This is a genomic window from Paraburkholderia sediminicola, from assembly GCF_046030555.1.
GTDB lineage: Bacteria > Pseudomonadota > Gammaproteobacteria > Burkholderiales > Burkholderiaceae > Paraburkholderia > Paraburkholderia sediminicola_E.
Genome location: NZ_JAQQCH010000005.1, coordinates 263,167 through 285,386 on the forward strand (window position 1 = coordinate 263,167; position 22,220 = coordinate 285,386).

The 22,220-nt window shown below is 62.3% G+C and carries 14 protein-coding genes and 1 tRNA gene; 8 read left to right on the forward strand and 7 right to left on the reverse strand.

The window, feature by feature from the left end; translation table 11 throughout:
- Window positions 1-273 precede the first annotated feature (273 nt).
- Both aceF and aceE read right to left on the reverse strand, forming a co-directional pair.
- Window positions 274-1,935: a dihydrolipoyllysine-residue acetyltransferase gene (aceF, locus tag PQQ52_RS10540; RefSeq protein ID WP_408210114.1), complete on the reverse strand. Its 1,662-nt coding sequence runs from the start codon at window positions 1,933-1,935 to the stop codon at window positions 274-276.
- 86 nt (window positions 1,936-2,021) lie between these two features.
- Entirely contained in the window at window positions 2,022-4,718 is a 2,697-nt protein-coding gene (aceE, locus tag PQQ52_RS10545) for a pyruvate dehydrogenase (acetyl-transferring), homodimeric type (RefSeq protein WP_408210116.1), read from the reverse strand.
- A 275-nt stretch (window positions 4,719-4,993) separates the two neighbouring features.
- Here aceE and fixL point away from each other — a divergent pair, with 275 nt between their 5' ends.
- The 5 genes from fixL (at window position 4,994) to folD (ending at window position 12,203) form a co-directional block, all read left to right on the forward strand.
- On the forward strand, window positions 4,994-7,510 hold the full coding sequence (gene fixL, locus PQQ52_RS10550) for an oxygen sensor histidine kinase FixL (RefSeq protein WP_408210335.1): 2,517 nt from the start codon (window positions 4,994-4,996) through the stop codon (window positions 7,508-7,510).
- Window positions 7,507-8,151 (forward strand): oxygen response regulator transcription factor FixJ, encoded by a 645-nt coding sequence (gene fixJ, locus PQQ52_RS10555; protein WP_011488992.1) that lies wholly within the window; start codon window positions 7,507-7,509, stop codon window positions 8,149-8,151. Before fixL ends, fixJ begins: the two co-directional genes overlap by 4 nt.
- Window positions 8,152-8,688: 537 nt before the next feature.
- Window positions 8,689-9,987 (forward strand): DUF3300 domain-containing protein, encoded by a 1,299-nt coding sequence (locus tag PQQ52_RS10560; protein WP_408210119.1) that lies wholly within the window; start codon window positions 8,689-8,691, stop codon window positions 9,985-9,987.
- Window positions 9,988-10,007: 20 nt separating this feature from the next.
- Complete coding sequence (locus PQQ52_RS10565) at window positions 10,008-10,949, forward strand: DUF2950 domain-containing protein (protein WP_408210121.1); 942 nt, start codon at window positions 10,008-10,010, stop codon at window positions 10,947-10,949.
- Between the two features lie 393 nt (window positions 10,950-11,342).
- Complete coding sequence (folD, locus tag PQQ52_RS10570; RefSeq protein WP_408210124.1) at window positions 11,343-12,203, forward strand: bifunctional methylenetetrahydrofolate dehydrogenase/methenyltetrahydrofolate cyclohydrolase FolD; 861 nt, start codon at window positions 11,343-11,345, stop codon at window positions 12,201-12,203.
- A 53-nt stretch (window positions 12,204-12,256) separates the two neighbouring features.
- Here the strand turns inward: folD and PQQ52_RS10575 are convergent, their stop codons facing one another.
- Window positions 12,257-13,372, reverse strand: a complete 1,116-nt coding sequence (locus PQQ52_RS10575) for an acyltransferase family protein (RefSeq protein ID WP_408210127.1) — start codon at window positions 13,370-13,372, stop codon at window positions 12,257-12,259.
- Window positions 13,373-13,690: 318 nt separating this feature from the next.
- Between PQQ52_RS10575 and PQQ52_RS10580 the strand changes: the two genes are divergently transcribed.
- Window positions 13,691-15,799, forward strand: coding sequence for a M3 family metallopeptidase (locus PQQ52_RS10580; protein ID WP_408210129.1), 2,109 nt, complete (start codon window positions 13,691-13,693; stop codon window positions 15,797-15,799).
- A 187-nt stretch (window positions 15,800-15,986) separates the two neighbouring features.
- Here PQQ52_RS10580 and PQQ52_RS10585 read toward each other — a convergent pair whose 3' ends face one another.
- Window positions 15,987-17,279: an amidohydrolase family protein gene (locus tag PQQ52_RS10585; RefSeq protein WP_408210132.1), complete on the reverse strand. Its 1,293-nt coding sequence runs from the start codon at window positions 17,277-17,279 to the stop codon at window positions 15,987-15,989.
- 203 nt (window positions 17,280-17,482) lie between these two features.
- Between PQQ52_RS10585 and PQQ52_RS10590 the strand changes: the two genes are divergently transcribed.
- Complete coding sequence (locus PQQ52_RS10590; protein ID WP_408210135.1) at window positions 17,483-18,181, forward strand: aspartate/glutamate racemase family protein; 699 nt, start codon at window positions 17,483-17,485, stop codon at window positions 18,179-18,181.
- Between the two features lie 97 nt (window positions 18,182-18,278).
- Here the strand turns inward: PQQ52_RS10590 and PQQ52_RS10595 are convergent.
- A tRNA-Met gene (locus PQQ52_RS10595) sits at window positions 18,279-18,355 on the reverse strand.
- Between the two features lie 114 nt (window positions 18,356-18,469).
- A complete protein-coding gene (locus PQQ52_RS10600; protein ID WP_325046479.1) occupies window positions 18,470-18,757 on the reverse strand; it encodes a hypothetical protein in 288 nt (95 codons plus the stop codon).
- Between the two features lie 253 nt (window positions 18,758-19,010).
- On the opposite strand from PQQ52_RS10600, the gene xth reads away from it, so the two are divergent.
- Window positions 19,011-19,787 carry an exodeoxyribonuclease III gene (gene xth, locus PQQ52_RS10605; RefSeq protein ID WP_408210138.1) on the forward strand — a complete coding sequence of 259 codons (777 nt, stop codon included), beginning with the start codon at window positions 19,011-19,013 and terminating at the stop codon, window positions 19,785-19,787.
- Between the two features lie 47 nt (window positions 19,788-19,834).
- Here xth and PQQ52_RS10610 read toward each other — a convergent pair whose 3' ends face one another.
- Entirely contained in the window at window positions 19,835-22,066 is a 2,232-nt protein-coding gene (locus PQQ52_RS10610; protein ID WP_408210140.1) for a prolyl oligopeptidase family serine peptidase, read from the reverse strand.
- Window positions 22,067-22,220: the final 154 nt, after the last annotated feature.

Consider the following 22,220-nt stretch of genomic DNA (forward strand, 5'->3'; position numbering starts at 1 on the left):
GATCGTGATGAGGCGAAGAACCCACTCCAAAGCAGCCTAAAAGGTGGCAGCGCGGCGAACAGAAGCATCCTTTGCTGTCCGCCCAAGGACGCGCCTTTCTTTTGCCTACTTTTCTTTGGAAGACGCCCCGCAGGAAGTACCCTTGGGGTGCAAAGAAAAGTAGGTGCCGCCCCGCACAGGGGCGACACTAATAGACCGATAAGAAAGCAAGTTCAGCGAGAAGCGCGGATAACCACCAAAACCGCGCCGCGAGCAAAAAACCTCAAACCACGATCAAAGAATCACACGCCGAAAATCGGCAAGAATCGCACCCAGATACGCATTGAACCGCGCCGCCGCGGCACCATCAATCACCCGATGGTCATACGACAACGACAGCGGCAGAATCAGACGCGGCACAAACTGCTTGCCATCCCAAACCGGCTTCATCGCGCCCCGCGACAGCCCAAGAATGGCGACTTCAGGCGCGTTAATAATCGGCGTGAAGTTCGTCCCGCCAATCCCACCCAGGGAAGAAATCGAGAAGCAACCACCCTGCATCTGATCCGGCTTCAGCTTGCCATCACGCGCAGCCTTCGACAGGTCGGTCATTTCCTTCGCGATATCGATCAAACCCTTCTTGTCCGCATCGCGAATCACCGGAACGACCAGACCATTCGGCGTATCCGCAGCAAACCCGATATGGAAGTACTGCTTGAACACCAGGTTGTCGCCGTCCAGGCTGGCATTGAACGTTGGAAATTGTTTCAGCGCGGAAACCACCGCCTTGATCACGAACGCCAGCATCGTGATCTTCACGCCGGCCTTTTCGTTTTCCTTGTTCAGCTGCACACGCAGCGCTTCGAGATCGGTGATGTCCGCTTCGTCGTTGTTCGTGACGTGCGGAATCATGACCCAGTTGCGATGCAGATTCGCCCCCGAGATCTTCTTGATGCGCGACAGCGGCTTCGGATCGACCGGGCCGAACTTGGTGAAGTCGACCTTCGGCCACGGCAGCAGATTCAACTCGCCGCCGCCAGCAGCCGGTGCAGCAGCGCCTGCCGGAGCAGCACGTTGACCCGTCATCACACCCTTGATGAAGCCGGTCACGTCTGCTTGCGTAATACGGCCCTTCGGACCCGTACCCTGCACTTGCGTCACATCGACACCGAGTTCGCGCGCGAACTTGCGCACGGACGGCGACGCGTGACTCGCATGGCGGGCACCACCCTCGCCAGCCGGAATCAACGGCGCTTGTGCAAGCGCAGACGGCGACGCCGGAGCGGGCGACGGAGCAGCCGGCGCGTCCGACGGTTTCTCGAGCGCTTCCTGCTTGGCCGCGGGTGCGGCAGCCGCAGCCGGCGCAGCAGCACCATCGGCTTCCAGCACGACGATGACCGAGCCTTCCGACACGTTATCGCCGACCTTGACCTTCACTTCCTTGACGACGCCGGAGGCCGAGCTCGGCACGTCCATGGTCGCCTTGTCGGATTCGAGCGTCACCAGCGACTGCTCTTTCTCGACGCGATCACCGACCTTCACCGAGACTTCGATCACGGGAATGTCTTTGTAGTCGCCGATATCCGGCACTTTGACTTCTTGCAGACCACCACCGCCTGCGGCAGCAGGCGCCGGTGCAGCAGCGGGCGCGGCGGAAGGTGCAGCCGCAGATGCAGGCGACGCCGCGGGAGCGGGCGCCGGCGCGGCAGCAGCGCCCTCGCCTTCCAGCACGACGATCAGCGAGCCTTCCGACACGTTGTCGCCCACCTTGACCTTCACTTCCTTGACGACACCGGCGGCCGAGCTCGGCACGTCCATGGTCGCCTTGTCGGATTCCAGCGTAACGAGCGACTGCTCTTTCTCGACGGTATCACCCGCCTTCACCAGCACCTCGATCACAGGAATGTCCTTGTAATCGCCGATGTCCGGCACCTTGACTTCGATCGCTTGACTCATTGTTAGTGTCTCCTGGGCCGCGCACGCCACCTGCTCCTGTCGATCAGGAGCAGGCGCGCACGCCGTGGCACACGGGGAATGATGCCTTAGACGGTCATCGGGTTGGGTTTGGCGGGATCAAGGTTGTACTTCTTGAGCGCCTCGGCGACGACCTTGCGTTCGATCGTGCCTTCATCTGCCAGTGCATTCAACGCGGCAACCGTGACCCAGTAGCGGTCGACTTCGAAGAAGTGACGCAGCTTTTCGCGCGTGTCCGAACGGCCGTAGCCATCCGTGCCCAGCACGACGAACTTCTGCGGCACGAACGCGCGGATCTGTTCGGTCAGCGCGCGCACGTAGTCGGTCGACGCGATGACCGGACCTTGTGCGTCCTTCAGCAGCTTTTCGACGTGCGAGACCTTCTTCTCTTCCGTCGGGTGCAGCAGGTTCCAGCGCTGCACTTCGTGACCTTCGCGAGCGAGTTCGGTAAAGCTCGGCACGCTCCACAGGTCGGCAGCGACGCCCCAGTCGTTCTTCAGAAGGTCAGCAGCGGCGATGACTTCGTTGAAGATCGTGCCCGCGCCCATCAACTGAACGCGCGGCGCCTTCTTGTCAGCTTCTGCTTTGCGGAACGCGTACATACCCTTGATGATGTCGGCCGCTACAGCATTGCCCTGCGGAATCGCCGGGTGCTCGTAGTTCTCGTTCATCACCGTGATGTAGTAGTACACGTCTTCCTGGTCAGCAACCATGCGACGCAGACCGTCCTGCATGATGACCGCGAGTTCGTAACCGAACGTCGGGTCGTAGCTGATGCAGTTCGGCACCGATGCCGCCCACAGGAGCGAGTGACCATCTTCGTGTTGCAGACCTTCGCCGTTCAGCGTCGTGCGGCCAGCCGTGCCGCCCAGCAGGAAGCCGCGCGAACGCATATCGCCCGCCGCCCATGCCAGATCGCCGATACGTTGGAAGCCAAACATCGAGTAGAAGATGTAGAACGGGATCATGATCTCGCCGTGCGTCGAGTACGACGTCGCGGCTGCGATCCAGTCACACATACCACCGGCTTCGTTGATCCCTTCCTGCAGGATCTGGCCGGTTTCCGATTCGCGGTAGAACATCAGCTGGTCGGAATCTTCCGGCACGTACTTCTGGCCTTCCTGATTCCAGATACCGATCTGGCGGAACAGGCCTTCCATACCGAAAGTACGCGACTCGTCCGGCACGATCGGCACGATGCGCTTACCGAGCGCCTTGTCTTTCAGCAGGATGTTCAGGATCCGCACGAACGCCATCGTCGTGGAGATCTCGCGGCCTTCGCCCGTGCCCTTCAGCAGCGGCTCGAACGCGTCGAGCGCCGGCACCGGCAGCGACTCGGCCTTCTGGCGACGCGCCGGCAGATAGCCGCCGAGGTCCTGACGGCGAGCGCGCATGTACTCGAGTTCCTTCGAACCTTCTTCGAACTTGAGGTACGGCACGTTGACGAGGTCTTCGTCGGGGATCGGCAGACGGAACTGGTCGCGGAATTTCTTCAGCTGGTCTACGTGCAGCTTCTTCTGCTGGTGGGTGATGTTCATCGCCTGGCCGGCTTCGCCCATGCCGTAGCCCTTGATCGTCTTCGCGAGGATGACGGTCGGCTGGCCCTGCGAGTTCGATGCTTCCGTGAACGCTGCGTAGATCTTGTGCGGATCATGGCCGCCGCGGTTCAGGTTCCAGATGTCTTCGTCGGACCACTCGGCAACCAGCGCCTTCAGTTCAGGCGTATTGAAGAAGTGTTCGCGAACAAACGCGCCCGACTCCGACTTGTACGTCTGGTATTCGCCGTCGACGACTTCCATCATCCGGCGCATCAGCGCGCCCGACTTGTCGCGTTGGAACAGCGCATCCCAGCGGCTGCCCCAGACGACCTTGATGACGTTCCAGCCGGCGCCGCGGAATTCGCTTTCGAGTTCCTGGATGATCTTGCCGTTACCGCGCACCGGACCGTCGAGGCGCTGCAGGTTGCAGTTGATCACGAACACGAGGTTGTCGAGGCGTTCGCGACCGGCCATGCCGATTGCGCCGAGCGATTCCGGTTCATCCGTTTCGCCGTCGCCAAGGAACGCCCAGACCTTGCGGCCCTGGGTCTTTGCAATGCCACGCGCCTGCAGGTACTTCATAAAGCGCGCCTGATAGATCGCCATGATCGGGCCGAGGCCCATCGAGACGGTCGGGAATTGCCAGAAGTCCGGCATCAGCCACGGGTGCGGGTACGACGAGATACCCTCGCCGCCCACTTCCTGACGGAAGTTGTCGAGCTGGTTCTCGGTCAGACGGCCGAGCAGGAAAGCGCGCGAGTACACACCCGGCGACGAATGGCCCTGCACGAACACGAGGTCACCGCCATGTTCAGCCGACGGTGCGTGCCAGAAGTGGTTATAGCCGACGTCGTACAGCGTGGCTGCCGACGCGAACGAAGCGATGTGGCCGCCGACGTTCGTGTCCTTGCCCGCGCGCAGCACCATGGCGATGGCGTTCCAGCGCGTGTACGAGCGAATACGGTGTTCGAGGTCCTGGTCGCCGGGAATCGGCGCCTGACGCGACACAGGAATCGTATTGATGTAGGGGGTGTTAGCGGAGAACGGCAGATGTTCGCCGTGTACACGGGCGAATTCGATCTGCTTCTCGATCAGATAGTGGGCCCGATCGGGGCCCACAGCAGAAATCACGCCATCCAGCGCTTCCAGCCATTCGCCGGTTTCCTGGGGATCGTCGTCTTTTTCGGCAGCGACATATTTCATGACTTCGTCGGGTACAGCGGACATGCTCGTCTCCTGGATATAGAGGAACGCTCTTTGAACAGACGACGCGGACGAAGCACGGCCGCGGCAGCTTCGGCCGATTGTAAAAGGGGTCCCGACGTCCGCGCAACAAAATTTTCGAATTACGAGATCGATTCTCATAATGCGGAAAATTGCTGCGGCGCAACCTGATTTGACTGCCGATCGACGGATACGTCGGCTAGTTTGCGCCGATTAACGGTACTTTCAGCGCTTTTTTGCGCCATTTGCTAGTGACCCGCTGCGCTACAATGCCACGCATGTTGACCGAACGGCTTTTCGCTCGCTCGGCGCGCACCGCCGGTTCGCCGGCGGATTCGACGCCGTCCTCCCGCTGGCACCACGGACCGTGGTGGTCGAACTCCTATTTGCTGACGCCGCTGCTGTCGATCCTGGTTTTCCTGGTCGTCATGAGCCTGATTCTGTGGAGCCTGAACCGGCGCGAGCAGCAGCAGCAGGAAGACACGCTCTATCGTAATGTCGCGTGGGCGCAGCAACAGATCCGCCTGTCCATGACCGGCGCGCAGGAACAGATTCAGGCCCTCGCCCGCGATCTCGTCGCCGGCCACGCCGATCCGCATTCATTCCAGGTGTCCACCACGGACATCATGCAGGGGCACCCCGAGATCCTCTACATGAACTGGTACACAAGCCAGCAGCAGCCGCGCTGGCCCAATACCGCCTTGCCCGTGTTCGGCCAGCGCCTCGCCAAGCCGAACGACGCGCAGATGGACGATGCGGTCAAAGCCGCTTTTAACGAAGCGCGCAATACGCGCCGCCAGGTGTACTCGCCGCTGATCTACGACGACGTCGGCAACGGCTACATCACGTTGCAAACTCCCGTCTATCGCGACCGCGACTTCCTCGGCACGATTGCCGCCGTGTTCTCGGTGGAAGGGATCCTGAAGCACGACATTCCGCCCGAGTTGTCGGCCAAATACAAAATCTCGATCATCGACGTGAACAATCGCGAGTTGACCACCACGTCGACCCGCCCGCGCCTGCCGCGCGACATGTTTTACGATCTGCCGCTCGACCCGCCGGGCCAAGGCGTCTCGGTACGCGTCTATGCGTTCCCGCAGATGACCAACTTCACCAATAACACGCTGGTCTGGCTGGTGGCCGGCCTGTCGTGTTTCGTATTGTGGAGTCTGTGGAGCTTGTGGAAACACACGCGGCAACGCTTCGAAGCGCAACAGGCGCTGTACGCCGAAGCGTTCTTCCGGCGCGCGATGGAAAACTCGGTGCTGATCGGTATGCGCGTGCTCGACATGCACGGCCGCATCACTCACGTAAATCCGGCCTTTTGCCGCATGACCGGCTGGGACGAAAGCGATCTGGTCGGCAAGAATGCGCCGTTCGCCTACTGGCCGCGCGACGCCTACCCTGAGATGCAGCGCCAGCTCGATATGACGCTGCGCGGAAAGGCGCCCTCCTCGGGCTTCGAATTGCGGGTGCGCCGCAAGGACGGTTCGCTGTTCCACGCGCGCCTCTACGTGTCGCCGCTGATCGACAGCTCGGGCCGCCAGACTGGCTGGATGTCGTCGATGACCGACATCACCGAACCGAAACGCGCGCGCGAAGAGCTCGCCGCCGCGCACGAGCGCTTCACGACCGTGCTCGAAAGTCTCGACGCCGCGGTCTCCGTGCTGGCCGCCGACGAAGCCGAACTGCTGTTCGCCAACCGCTACTACCGTCACTTGTTCGGCATTCGCCCGGACGGCCACCTGGAATTGGCGGGTGGCGGGTTCGATAGCGCACAGGCGTCGTCCGATTCGATCGATATGGTGGATACCTACGCGGGGCTGCCCGCCGCCGCCTTGACCGAAAGCACGGCCGACGCGCAGGAAATCTACGTGCAAAGCATCCAGAAATGGTTCGAAGTGCGCCGCCAGTACATTCAGTGGGTGGACGGCCACCTCGCGCAGATGCAGATCGCCACCGACATCACCACGCGCAAGCAGGCTCAGGAACTCTCGCGTCAGCAGGACGAGAAGCTGCAGTTCACCAGCCGCCTGATGACGATGGGCGAAATGGCCTCATCGCTCGCGCACGAACTGAATCAGCCGCTCGCCGCGATCAATAACTATTGCTCAGGAACTGTAGCACTGGTTAAATCCGGTCGGACGACACCTGACAATCTTCTGCCCGTGCTCGAGAAAACCGCCCAACAGGCGGTACGAGCCGGCATGATCATCAAGCGCATTCGTGAATTCGTGAAACGCAGCGAGCCGAAACGCCAGGCCACGCGCGTGGCCGATATCGTGGCCGACGCTGTAGGCCTTGCCGAACTCGAAGCGCGCAAGCGCAAGATTCGCATCGTGACCGATCTGCGCTCGCGCCTGCCGGTGATCTATGTCGACCCGGTGCTGATCGAGCAGGTGCTGGTGAACCTGCTTAAGAATGGTGCCGAAGCCATGCACGATGCGCGCCCGAATGCCGTCGACCCCGTGATTCGCGTGGTCGTCCGGCTGGAAGGCGGGTTTGTCTGCATCAGTGTCGTCGACCAGGGACCGGGCGTCGACGAAGCGACAGCCGAGCGGCTGTTCGAGCCGTTTTACAGCACCAAGTCCGATGGTATGGGCATGGGGCTGAACATTTGCCGTTCGATTATCGAATCACACCGCGGTCGTCTGTGGGTGGTCAACAACGTCGAATCTGACGGCCACATCACAGGCGCCACGTTCCATTGCAGTCTGCCTATTGGAGAGCCTGACGGCCCGAGCAACGGCGGGTCAGAGGCGCCGACACCACAAACCGTTACGGGAGAGCTATGAACAGCCCAGTCACCACACAGGAAACTGTCTTTGTCGTCGACGACGATGAGGCCGTACGAGATTCGCTGCGCTGGCTGCTGGAGGCGAACGGCTACCGCGTGCAATGCTTCTCCAGCGCCGAGCAGTTCATCGACGCATGGCAGCCGCATACGCATCCGGGCCAGATCGCTTGTCTGATTCTCGATGTGCGGATGTCCGGCATGAGCGGGCTCGAGTTGCAGGAACGCCTGATCGCCGACAACGCGTCGTTGCCGATCATCTTCGTGACGGGCCACGGCGACGTGCCGATGGCCGTGTCGACGATGAAAAAAGGCGCGATGGACTTCATCGAAAAACCGTTCGACGAAGCCGAGCTGCGCAAACTGGTCGAGCGCATGCTCGACAAGGCGCGCAGCGAAAGCACCAGCGTGCAGCAACAGCGCGCCGCCGCCGAGCGTCTGGGCAAGCTGACCGCGCGTGAGCATCAGGTGCTCGAGCGCATCATTGCCGGCCGCCTGAACAAGCAGATCGCCGACGACCTCGGCATCAGCATCAAGACGGTTGAAGCGCACCGGGCGAACATCATGGAAAAGCTCAACGTCAACACGGTCGCCGATCTACTGCGCCTCGCGTTGTCGAACAAGCCGCAACCGGCGCAGTAAACCGGTAAACATTGCGGCCGCGGCACACGCCGCGGGTCGTGACTGTGTGTCAACGGCCGGACTATCGAACAGTCCGGCCCGCGTCATCCTTCTCTCCCTCCTTCCCTCCGCTTCACAACAACTTCGCAACGACGACGGGCGGCATGGGCTCAACACGCCCACATCCGCATCCGCGCTCGCATCCGTTAATCATTGCGCATTACTCAGCATGCGCTTACGTCGCGCGGCAATAATTTCTTTCCTCCGACAAGATTGACAAGCTCCGCTGCGCCCCTTAATTTACACAGAACTCCTCAACAGGAACCGTTGATGCCCGATAAACGCAGGACAGGCGTGCTGCCGTTGTCGTGTGCGCATCGCGAGGCGATGCAAAGCAGTTACCGCGGTTCAACCGCATTGCTGAGGGATCTGTCGAACGGCTCAAGCAAAACTGAGCCGGCCTTTACCTGCTTCCTTCTCCATTCCTTTGCGCCGAAGCAACGCAGCATGCGCTGCGCATTGACTTCGCGCGTCTAACGCAGCCGGGAGGATTTCATCGTGAAACGATCCGGAGCACACCGTTCGCGTGTGTTGCTTGTTTGCGCCGCACTTGCGGGCGCGCCACTCTTCGTCGGTCTGGCCATGCCAGGCGCGGTCTATGCGCAAAGCGCCGCGAAGATGTCGACCCAGCAACTCGATTCGCTGACTGCACCCATCGCGCTCTATCCCGACGCCCTGCTCGCGCAGGTGTTGATGGCCGCCACCTTCCCTCAGGACGTCCAGGCCGCGGCCGCATGGTCGAAAGCGAACGCGAAGCTGCAAGGCGACGACGCCGTGAAGGCAGTCGCCTCCCAACCGTGGGATCCGAGCGTGCAATCGCTGGTCGCCTTCCCGCAGGTCCTCGCGACAATGGCGTCGAAACCCGACTGGGTCTCGCAACTCGGCACCGCCTTTCTCGGTCAGTCGAATGATGTGATGGACTCCGTGCAACGCCTGCGCAAACAGGCGCAAGCGGCAGGCAATCTGAAAACGAGCTCGCAACAGAAAGTCGTGGTCGAGCAAAGCACGATTCAGATCGTGCCGGCCAATCCGCAAGTCGTGTATGTGCCGACGTATAACCCGACTGTCGTCTACGGCACGTGGCCCTATCCGGCCTACCCGCCCGTGTACGTGCCGCCGCCACCCGGCTATGCGATCGCAACGGGTTTCGCGACCGGCCTTGCGTTCGGCGCCGGTGTCGCCGTTGCCAATTCGCTGTGGGGTGGTTTCAACTGGAACACGCATGACGTCAACATCAACGTGAACCGGTACAACAATATCAATGTGAACAACCGGCTCAATGTGAACAGCAACACGACGAACTGGAACCGCAACACCAACGTCAATCGCAACGTCAACAATGCGAATCTCAACCGCAACGTCAACAACAACCTCGGCGGTGCGCAGCGCGATGCCTACCGCGGCCGTGACGACGCCGCCCGCGCCCAGGCGCAGCAGACCTTGCAAAATCGCACCGGTCAGAATCTGAGTGGTAACGCGAGCCAGCGCGTGCAGGGGATTCACCAGGGCGGCACCGCAAACACCGGTCTGCAGAACCGCGCGCAGAACGCCAATCGCGATAACGCGTTGCGCGGCGCCGGCGACGGCAATAGTTCGCGGCAGGACACTCAACGTGGCGAGGCGAGCCGCAACGCAGCCGCGAACCGTTCCGGCAGCGGCGGCTTCGGCGCCAACGGTGGCGGCCAGCAGCGCGCGGGCGGCGGTCCCGGTGCAAACGGCGGCGGTATTCAGCGCGGTGGTGGCGGCCGACTGGGCGGTGGCGGCGGCGGTGAGCGCCACCTCGGCCGCAACCGTTGAACGATCAAGAGGAGTCTCTGATGATTCGCTTATTTCCACGCGGCGCCTTGCGCGCCCACGCGCTGACATTCGCTATCGCTCTGAGCAGTACCGGCACCTTGCTGGTGGCGCCGGTACTGCTGCTCGGCACGACCGCTGCCCACGCGCAGGCGGTCTATCCGAGTGCCGACGACGCCGCTAATGCGTTCGTCGACGCGTTGGCCCGCAACGACGAAAATGCGCTCAAGCACGTGCTCGGCAACGATTTTCATCGCTTCATTCCATCCGAAGGAATCGGCGAGGACGACATCTACCAGTTCCTCGGCGCATGGTCGAAAGGACATCAGATCGTCGAAGATCCCGTGAAGAGCAAGGGACGCGCAACCGCGCATCTGGCGGTCGGCGACAGTGGCTGGACTTTGCCGATCCCCCTCGTGCAAGCCGCGCATGGCTGGCGCTTCGATCCGCCTGCCGCGCAGGATGAGATGCTGACACGTCGGATCGGCCGCAACGAACACGCGGCGATCCTGACCTCGCTCGCCTATCTCGACGCGCAAAACGACTATCACAACCTGACCCAGCACTACGCACAGCGCTTCGTCAGTACGCAGGGTCAGCATGACGGCCTGTATTGGGCAACGGCGCCCGGCGAGACGGAAAGCCCGCTCGGACCGCTCGCCGCCACGATGCCTAACGGTACCCTGCCGACAGAGGCTTATCACGGCTATCACTACCGGATCCTGACGGCGCAGGGTCCGCACGCAAAGGGGGGCGCGCAGAACTACGTCGAGAGCGGCGAGATGACCAAAGGGTTCGGTCTGATCGCCTCGCCGGCCGAATACGGCAAGACTGGCGTGATGAGCTTTATCGTCAATCAGGACGGTCAGGTCTATCAGAAGAACCTGGGGCCGCGGAGCGCTCGCGCCGCGGCGGCCGTTAAGTCGTTCGACCCGGACGATAGCTGGCAACCTGTGCAACAGTAAAGGCGGGGGTCGCTCGACGGCTGCGGCAGCGCACAAGCCGTCCGCGACCGATCTGTTTTCGGAGCGACGCCGGCGTCCCGCGCTGGTATTCATGTCGACCGCGGCGCCGGCGCCCTCGCCTGCCGCCCCCCCGGCAGCCGCCGCGAGCGCGGCTATGGCGGCCAAGGCACCGCGAATCCGCAGCGCTCCCACGCACCTGGAATCCGTACGTGGTGCGCCATGCCGGGCCGGTATAATGTTGGACTTTGCAGCGCTGCTTATCCCTGATTCGCTCCGCGCGCTTTTCATGTGCCGACCCGTTTCCGGTGAAAAGCGCCATCGCACGTGCCGCAGATGCCACACACGCGTGCCTACGCTCTGCCCCGCTTTCCAATCTGCCCATCTCGACCGACCATGACTGCCAAACTGATCGACGGCCTAGCGCTTTCCAAGACCCTGCGAACCGAAGTCGCCACGCGCGCCGCCGCCCTCACCGCCCGCGGCCATCAGCCGGGCCTCGCCGTGGTGCTGGTCGGCGACAATCCGGCCAGCGAAGTCTATGTGCGCAACAAGGTCAAGGCCTGCAATGACAATGGCCTCGGTTCGTCGTTCGACCGCTATCCGGCCGATCTGCCGGAAGCCGAACTGCTGGCTCGCATCGATGAACTGAACCGCGATCCGCGCATCCACGGCATTCTGGTGCAACTGCCGCTGCCGCCGCATATCGACAGCCACAAGGTGATCGAGGCGATCGCCCCGGAAAAAGATGTCGACGGTTTTCACGTCGCCAATGCCGGTGCGTTGATGACCGGCCGGCCGCTGTTCCGCCCGTGCACGCCGTACGGCGTGATGAAGATGCTGGCGGCCTATGAGATCCCGCTGCAAGGCGCGAATGCCGTGGTGATCGGCCGCTCGAACATCGTCGGCAAGCCGATGGCGCTGCTGCTGCTCGAAGCCGGCGCGACCGTCACGATCTGCCATAGCAAAACGCGCGACCTGGCCGCCCATACTCGTAACGCCGACGTGGTGGTCGCCGCCACCGGCCTGCGCAACATTCTCACGGCGGACATGGTGAAGCCGGGCGCTGCCGTCATCGACGTGGGCATGAATCGCGACGAAGCCGGCAAGCTGTGCGGCGATGTCGATTTCGCGGGCGTCAAGGAAGTGGCGGGTTACATCACGCCGGTGCCGGGTGGCGTCGGCCCGATGACCATCACCATGCTGCTCGTCAACACGATCGAAGCCGCCGAGCGCGAAGCAGCCGCAAAAGCGTAAATCTGAAACAGCGCGGCTTGCGCAAAAGCCTGGATTGATGGCGAACCGCACGTTCAACGTGCGGCTTGATCCCCTGCCGCGATGCCCGCGCCGCGCGGCGTCTGACGACGCGCAAGGCGCCCGCGGCACCACTTGAGCACCGGCCGCTCCACGAAGTGCCACGACAGCGCCGCGCATAGCAGGATGAACGGCGCGGCGATCAGCACCGCCGTCACATGGCTCAACTGCGGCGCGATATTCGCGACGCATTGCTGCACCATGAAGCCGTACAGATAGATCCCATACGAGTAATCGTGACGCGGCACGAAGCGCCGCAAAAGCGGCGTCGAACCGACCCACAGCACGCCGTAAGCAAACGCCAGATAGAACAGCGGTTGAGCGCCGGCCGTGTCGCGGAACACCAGAAACACCATCGCCAGCGCGAGAGCCGTCAGGCCGTTGATGTCGATCCGTTCGCGCCAGCCGTACAGGAGCATCCCCAGCATGAAAAACGGCTCCGGCCAGAACGAATAGCCGCCAGGCGTTTCACTGAAGTCACGCAAGCCGATCTGCAGATGCGGCAGATGCACGCGCAAAACGAACGCGGCGCAGCCAAGCGCCACCGCCAGCACTACGCCGCGCGCGCTGGACAACAGCCCCAGCATGCCGGTCACCATCACGATCAGATAGCAGCGCACTTCGAGCGGCAGCGTCCACAGCGGCGCGCAGACGTCGACAGGAAAGCGGTTGTGCTCGAATACGCCAGGCAGCGCCCAGCCGATTTTCAGCACGATGGTGGAGAAGTTATCGAGGTTGCGCCACGTCATGCCGGAGGCAAAATAGTCGCGCAGCGGCAGAGTCGTAAACAGCGGCCCGACGATGAACACGGTCACCAGCGAGCCCCCCGCCACCGCCGGCCACAGGCGCGCGATGCGCAACGCGGCGAAGCGCGGCACCGAACGTTGCCGGTCGAAACTGGCGGTTACCAGCATGCCGCTCAGCAGAAAAAACGCATAGACACCGAGCGCCCCGAAACCGTCGAAGCCAAGCGCGTTCTGGACCCAATCCGTCGCGCCGTCGGGTGCTTGCAACAGATACGAATGGCCATACACCACGGCAACGGCGGCCAGGAGCCGCACGAGGTCGAAATTGTTGCCCTTGCGCGATAAAGCATGCGAAAGCGGGTTCATCGATACCTCATACAGAAAGCGTCGCCGACGGATGGCGACACGTCAGAATGCGGCACGGCAGTAATTCGAACCGTTCGCTTTCGCACAGAACGCAGCCTCCCAGCAGACACGCCAAAGAGGCGCATTCCCGCCGCCCGAACCGCCTACGGCATGCGCGCTCCGCGCACAGTCGCGCGACATCTGATAATTTGTCTGCCGACGGATTGGAATCGGCGCGCCCTGCCCCAATAATGTCCTTATGGAGTGTTATCGGGGCGTGATCGCGCGCGCCCGTCGATGCACCGATTACCCGTTCACCCGCGTCAGACAGGAAGCCTTATGTCCACTACCCCCTCGAATCAAGACAATCCGCTCCTCGATTTCTCCGACCTGCCGCGCTTTGGCGAGATCCGCCCCGAACACGTCACACCCGCCCTCGATACCCTGCTCGCCGATGCGGCCGCCGCCGTCGAGCGCGCCGCCCAACCCATTACGCCCGCTTCGTGGTCCGACGTGGTCGAGCCGGTCGAGCGCGCCACCGAACCGCTGTCGCGCGCCTGGAGCGTGGTGGGCCATCTGAACGCGGTGGCGGATACGCCGGAACTGCGCGCCGTGTACGGCGAGAATCTGGCGCGTGTCACCGAATTCTGGTCGAGCGTCGGCCAGAATCTCGCGCTGTATGAGAAGTACAAGGCGCTTCACGCCAGCAGCGACTTTTCGTCGCTGACCGGCGAGCGCAAGAAGATCCTCGGCAATGCGCTGCGCGATTTCCGCCTCTCGGGCGCGGAATTGCCGGAAAACCAGAAGCCGCATTTCGCCGAATTGCAGGAACGCCAGGCGGGATTGTCGAAAGCGTTTTCGGATCACGTGCTGGACGCGACGAACGCATACGCCTATGTCGTCGAGGCCGGCGATGAAGCACAACTGGCCGGCTTGCCCGAGGACGTGATCGAAGCCGCGAAGGAAGCGGCCGAACGCGAAGGCAAGACCGGCTACAAATTCACGCTGCACTTCCCGTCGTATTTCCCCGTGATGCAGTACTCGGAAAATCGCGCGATGCGCGAAACGATGTACCGCGCGTATGTGACGCGCGCCTCCGAGCTCGGGCCGCAATACGGCGGCGGCAAACCCGAGTGGGACAACACCCAGGTGCTCGCCGATCAGTTGAAGCTACGCGCGGAAGAAGCGCACATGCTCGGCTACAACAACTTCGCCGAAGTCTCGCTCGCACCGAAGATGGCCGAGTCGCCGGCGCAAGTCATGAGCTTCCTCGAAGACCTCGCCACGCGCGCGCGTCCGCACGCCGAACAGGACTGGAAAGAACTGCGCGAATTTGCCGCGAACGAACTCGGCATGAGCGACCTGCAGCCGTGGGACATGACGTTTGCCGCTGAACGCTTGCGCCAGAACCGCTATTCGTTCTCCGAGAACGAAGTCAAACAGTATTTCCCGGAAGACGTCGTATTCAAGGGTCTCTTCAAGGTCACCGAAACGCTGTTCGGCGTGCGCATCCGTCGCGACGAAGCGGCCGTGTGGCATCCGGACGTGCGCTTTTTCCGCGTCGAGAACCAGGACGGCGGTCTCGTCGCCCAGTTCTATCTCGACCTGTATGCACGCGAAGGCAAACGCGGCGGCGCCTGGATGGACGATGCGCGCGGCCGTCACAAGCACACGCACGGCAGCGTGCAAACGCCGGTCGCGTATCTGACCTGCAACTTCTCGGCGCCGGTGGGCGGCAAGCCTGCCTGCTTCACACATGACGAAGTGATCACGCTGTTCCATGAGTTCGGCCACGGGCTGCATCACATGCTGACGCGCGTCGATGAACTGGGCGTGTCGGGTATCAACGGTGTCGAATGGGATGCGGTTGAATTGCCGTCGCAATTCATGGAGAACTTCTGCTGGGAGTGGGACGTGTTGAGCGACATGACCTCGCACGTCGACACGGCCAAGCCGCTGCCGCGTGATCTGTTCGACAAGATGCTTGCCGCGAAAAATTTCCAGAGCGGTCTCGGCACGTTGCGCCAGATCGTCTTCTCGATGTTCGACATGCAACTGCATACCGGCTTCGATGCGTCCGGCACGAAGAACGCAACCGAACTCGCGAGCGAGATCAACGAACGCTTCCATGTCGTGCCGCAAGCTTCGTTCTCGCGTTGGCCAAACACGTTCAGCCATATTTTCGCGGGCGGTTATGCAGCGGGTTACTACAGCTACAAGTGGGCTGAAGTGCTGTCCGCCGATGCGTATGCCGCGTTCGAAGAAGCCGCCCAGGCCGCGAGCGGCAGCGTGCTCGATCAGGCGACCGGCATGCGTTATCGCAAGGAGATTCTGGAAGTGGGCGGCAGCCGTCCCGCGATGGAATCGTTCAAGGCGTTCCGCGGCCGCGAGCCGAATATCGACGCGCTGCTGCGCCACAATGGTATGACGCCTGCCGTGGCGCATTGACTCTTGCATTGACTCTTGCGTTGAAGCATTCGCCGGCGTTGTAGATAAACGCCGACGTCGGCTAAAAATCTGGTGATTGAACTGCACCCCAAATCGTTGGATATCCGTCCAACGACGCGGGGTGTTTTTTCATGAGCAAGCACCGGCATTTTCCATTCGCGTGCGTGTCTCGAGCGGTGCGCGGCGGCTAAGCGCGATGCAGTTTGAAATCCACTTCTGCAGGACGCCCTTCCAGCGACAACGCCGCACGCGCGGCAGGCGCACGGCTCACCACCTTGCCGCGACTCACCACAGCGAGCCGTGCGGCGCGCAAGCGAATTGCCTCGACCGGATCGCGTGCGTCGAGTAGCACGAGATTGGCAGCGCTTCCCGGCGCGATGCCATAGCCCTCCAGACCGAGAATACGCGCGGCATTCACCGTAACCGCGTCGAAACAGGCGTGCATGCCGTCGACACCCGTCATCTGCGCAACATGCAAGCCCATGTGCGCGACTTCGAGCATGTCGCCCGAGCCGAGGCTGTACCACGGGTCCATCACGCAATCGTGGCCGAACGCGACGTTGATGCCCGCGGCCATCATCTCCGGCACGCGCGTCATGCCACGCCGCTTCGGATACGTGTCGCTGCGGCCTTGCAGCGTGATGTTGATCAGCGGATTGGCGATCGCCGCGACGCCCGACTCACGCATCAGCGGCAAGAGCTTGCTGACGTAGTAGTTATCCATCGAATGCATCGAGGTCAGATGCGAACCCGTGACGCGTCCCTGCAAGCCAAGCCGGTGCGTTTCGGCTGCGAGCGTTTCGATATGACGCGACATCGGATCGTCCGATTCGTCACAATGCATATCGACGCGCAAGCCCTGCTCCGCCGCAAACTCGCACAACATGCGCACGGACAGCGCGCCATCGGCCATTGTGCGTTCGAAATGCGGAATACCGCCGACCACGTCGACGCCCATCGCAATCGCACGCTTGAGATTCTCGAATGAGCCCGCGCTGCGCAAGACGCCGTCCTGCGGAAACGCAACCAGTTGCAGGTCGAGATACGGCGCGACGCGGCGCTTCACTTCAACCAGCGCCTCGACTGCGAGCAAGCGCGGATCGCACACATCCACGTGGCTGCGAATCGCCAGCAGACCACGCGCGACAGCCCAGTCGCAGTACTGCAACGCGCGCTCGATCAGCGCCTCCTGGGTGAGGTCCGGCTTCAGTTCGCCCCACAGCGCGATACCTTCCAGCAAGGTGCCCGATGCATTCACCCGCGGCAGACCGTACGATAGCGTCGCGTCCATGTGGAAATGCGGATCGACGAACGGCGGCGTGACGAGCGAACCGACGGCGTCGATTTCTTCGCGCGCACTCGCGGCCAGATTCGGTTCGACGGCGACGATGCGGCCCGCTTCAATGCCGATGTCGACCGGCTGCTTTTGCTGCGGTGCGGCGCTCGGTGGCAGCATTGCGTGGCGGATGATCAGATCCATGGTTCGCTCCTGTTGACCGCTCTTTGAATGATGACGATTCTATCGGCGTCAGAAAGTGCGCGCCGCGTTTTAACAGGATGCCGTACCGGCGGGCAGAGGGAAATCCGTACCGGCTGCGGGCCATAGCGCCAGCCTATACTCGATGTTCAACGTTTAGCGCTCGGCTTCGGCGCGCATACGTCATCCACCCACGGAGCAGGCATATGAAAACCATCGGCGTGATCGGCGGAATGAGTTGGGAGTCGTCCACCGAGTACTACAAGCTCCTGAACGGCCATGCCAAAGCGCGCCTGGGCGGCCATCACAACGCCCGCAGCCTGATGCTGACGGTCGACTTCGCGCTGATCGAGGCCAGCCAGCGCGCCGGCGACTGGACCGCGCTCGGCAAACAGCTGGCCGATGCCGCACGCCAACTCGAGCGAGGCGGCGCCGACCTGGTGATACTGGCCACTAACACGATGCATCGCGTGTATGAATCGATCGAACAGGCGATCGACGTGCCCTTCCTGCACATCGCGGATCCGACCGGCAACGCGCTGCGCGCCGCAGGAATCGCGCGGGTGGGCTTGCTGGGTACACGCTATACGATGGAGCAGACGTTCTACACGGGGCGCTTACGCGAGCGCTATGACCTCGAGACGCTGGTTCCCGATGAAACCGAACGCGCGGATGTGCACCGCATCATCTACGACGAGCTGTGCCACGGCAAAGTGAATGACGCCTCGCGCGCGGTGTATCAACGTGTGATCGAAGGGCTCGCTGCGCGTGGTGCGCAGGCGGTGATTCTCGGCTGCACGGAAATCACCTTGCTGATCAAGCAGGCGGACTCGGCGTTACCCGTGTTCGACACGACTGCGTTGCATGCGCAGGCGGCAGTAGAATGGGCAATCGAGGCGGGGTGAATGCAAGCGCGCCTCATGCATGGATGAAGCATGCGAGAGGCGACGCCAGAAGTTAAAAAGCCCGCGTAGCTTGCGCTAGCGGGCTTTCAACAATACTTGGTTGCGGGGGTAGGATTTGAACCTACGACCTTCGGGTTATGAGCCCGACGAGCTGCCAGACTGCTCCACCCCGCGTCAGAGAAAAAGATTATAGCGGGCTGTCAGCAACACGTCAAACAATCGGATGAAATAGTTTCAAACGAGGCGCGCCGCGTATGTCCGCGCTCATGCGGCAAGTGAGCGTGCAACTCAAAGATCCTCGACTGTCGCACCTTCCACCTTGCCGTCGATGATGTCCGCGCCATACTGGCTCGCGCTGCGTTTCGCGACGCCGAAATCGGAGAACGTGGCCGGCAGCACGAGACGAAATACGCGGCTTGCCTTCGAGCCGCCAATCGCGCCCGGCCGGCAGACGCGTACCGCGACGTCGTACCCTTCGGCATGACGTTTGTGACCGTCGAACTTGTCGAACTCCCGCGAAAACACCAGCGGATGCACTTCGAAGTCCTTATAAAGGGCTGGATAAAGTTGGGCCATGGTGCATCCTTGATGCGTGTAAATGTGATCCCACTATACGCCGCGGCATGACGGGATCGGGCTTTTATTTTTGCGGCCGCCGGGGCAATTTTCACGATCACTCGTCTCGCGCGATAAGATGCGGGACTATCGGAATTCACCCGATCCTGACAATGCGATTTTGGGTCGCCAGACGGGTAGATACAGCAAAATAAAGCAAAGACGCGGGGTTAGCGCCCCACCAAGCCTTGCTCAGCAAGAATGTGAGAACTTCATGAAAATTGCCACCTGGAACGTTAACTCCCTCAAGGTTCGCCTGCAGCATGTCATCGATTGGCTCGAAACCAGCCAAACGGATGTGCTGTGCCTGCAGGAACTGAAGCTGACCGACGACAAATTCCCGCGCGCCGAACTCGAAGCGAAAGGCTACCGGAGCTGGTTCGCGGGCCAGAAGACCTATAACGGCGTCGGCATCCTGGTCCGCGAAGGTCTGAACGTCGACGAAAGCAGCATTGTGCGCAATATCCCCGGTTATGAAGACCTTCAGCAACGCGTGATCGCCGCGACCGTCGAGGGCGTGCGCATCGTCTCCGCGTACTTTCCGAACGGCCAGGCGCCGGGCACCGACAAATTCGCCTACAAGCTGTGCTGGCTCGCCGAACTGCACGACTGGATCGCGCGTGAAATGGCGCTGTATCCAAAGCTCGCGCTGCTCGGCGACTACAACATCGCGCCAGAGGATCGCGACGTACACGATCCGAAAGCATGGGAAGGCCAGAATCTGGTGTCGCCCGAAGAGCGTGCCGAATTCGTGCGGCTGATCGAGCTCGGTCTGGTCGACGCGTTCCGCAAGTTCGAGCAGCCGGAAAAGATCTACTCGTGGTGGGACTACCGGATGATGGCATTCCGTCGCAATGCGGGGCTGCGCATCGACCATATCCTGCTCTCGAAAGCGCTTGCCGAAGCCTGCTCGTCCTGCGATGTGGATAAGGTCCCGCGCAAGTGGGAGCAGCCGTCGGACCACGCACCGGTCGTTGCGCAGATCGGCTGAACGCGCGCCGCAAGCGATGCCTCACGCGGGACGGCAGTCGGCCGGTTTCACAAGGCCGACGCCGGCCCGTTCAAACAGCGCCACAAGAATTCGAACACCATCGCATCATGCTCGGCCTGCTCCAACTCATCGGAGCCGCCGTGGCCTCCTTCTGTGTTCTCGCGATACCAGACCCTTTCCGCGCCCAGCGCCTGCATGCGCGCGGCCATCTTGCGCGCGTGTCCGGGATGCACGCGGTCGTCGGCCGTCGACGTGGTGAACAGCACGGGCGGATACGCTACGTCCGCGCTCACGCGGTGATAAGGCGAGTAAGCGGCCAGCACACGCGCTTCGGCGGGCTCGTCCGGATCGCCGTATTCATCGATCCATGACGCGCCGGCGTGCAGCAGATGATAGCGGCTCATGTCGAGCAGCGGCACCTCGCACACCACGGCGCCGAACAACTCGGGCCGCTGCACCATGCACGCCGCGACCAGCAGGCCGCCATTGCTGCCGCCCTGAATGCCCAGTTGCGCCGCGCTAGTCACGCCTGTGCTGATGAGCGCCTCGGCCACCGCGATGAAATCGTCGAACGAGCGCTGTCGATGCTCGCCCTGCGCCGCGGTATGCCACGCAGTGCCGAACTCGCCGCCGCCGCGAATATGCGCCACCACGTATACGCCGCCCCGCTCCAGCCAGCCGAGGCCCGGCCCGGTCAGATAACCCGGCAGCAACGGAATCGCGAAGCCACCGTAACCGTTGAGCAGGCATGGGCGAGTTTGCCCGTGCGTCTGTTCGTGCGTCCGCCCATGCGTCTCATGCACGGACTGCGCCGTCTGCCCTTGCCCAGCGTGTTGTGCAACCCGCGGTCCGATCACGGTATACGGCACTCGTGTGCCATCCGCGGACACCGCATGCCCACGCGTCACGGCGAACGGCGTCGCATCGAACTGAGTCGGCCAGCGGTCGAGCAACTCCCAATCGGCCAAGTCGTCCTGGGCAAGATCGGCGAGCCAGTATGCGGGGGGCTGCAGGTAATCGTCGGTATCGACGAACACTTCGTCGTTCAGCGTCGGCTCGACCGGTGAGACGTCGGCCTGCACGTCGTCAGGCGATGGAAAAAGCCGTCGATGCCAGTGCCAGGTTTGATCGGCCGCTTGCGACGGGATCCATAGCGCGGTCCGGCTCTGAACATCTTCCAGATACGACACGATCAGTTGATTGCGCGTGTGCGTCCACTCGCAGACGGAGGTTTGCGATGTCGGCGTGAAAAGCGGCATGACGTCACGCTCGCCGCGCAAGAACACCGCTTCGCGGATCGCCAGCAGCGCGCCGCCCGGATAGCGCACACCGTTGCAGTCCCAATCGAGGCGCGGCTCGAGCAGCAACCAACCCTGCCAGCCGCCGACCGCAACATGCGAAGGCACGTCGTACTGCTTCCAGGCATTGACAGTATTGGTAGCACTGGTAGCACTGGTAGCACTGCCATGATTGCCCGCATCGGCACCGTCTACCATGCCATCGGCGCTATCGAGGTAGTACGTCTGCGAATCGAAGAAATCGACACTGCTCACCACGGCGTGCCGCTGCTCGATTGGATCGTAGTGTGCCTCCACGCCGATGTCGCCAAATGCCCCCTTGAAGACCACCGGCGCGTCGGCCAGCGCACTGCCGCGCGTCCAGCGCCGCACTTCGCGCGGATAGCCGGAGCGCGTCAACGTCTTGCGGCCGTTGTCCCAGCCGACATAGAGCGTATCCCGATCGATCCACGAAGCCGTGTGCTTGCCGGCCTTCGCGATCACGAAACCGTCGTCGACAAAACGTTGCGCGTCGATGTCGAACTCACGCACCACGAGCGCATCCGAGCCGCCCGGCGACAACGTGATTAATGCGCGATCGCCGTCCGGATAAAGAATGTCGAGTTCGGCGCAGACCCATGGCATGCCTTCGGCTGCACCGAGCGCGTCAAAATCGAGCAGGTTTTGCCAGACCGGCGCGCCACTGCGCCAGGCCGTCCACGTCGTACGTCGCCAGATGCCTTTGGGATTGCGTTCGTCCTGCCACAGATCGTAGGCCCAGTCCTTCCAGCGATCGGGAATAACTGGCCGCTCACGCGGCAGATAAGCGTCGGCCAGCCGCTGTTTGAGCGACTCGAATTCCGCGCTGCGGCACCATGCCGCGCGTGTGCGGTCGTTCTGCGCTTCGACCCACGCGAGCGCGTCAGGGTCGTCGAGTGCTTCGAGCGACAGGAATGTATCGGGGGAAAGCGGCCAGGAGAAAGGAGCGGGAGAAGCGGGCATCGTCAGCTGTCGAATGAAAACAGCGTTGATTATGCCTTGCGCGAGCCCGAGGACCTTTGATGCCACGCGCCGGAACAGCTGAAGGGACGGCCGAGGGGCGGCCTATGGGACTATCCATGAGGCGGCCGAACAAGCGGGCTAAGCGATAACTGCC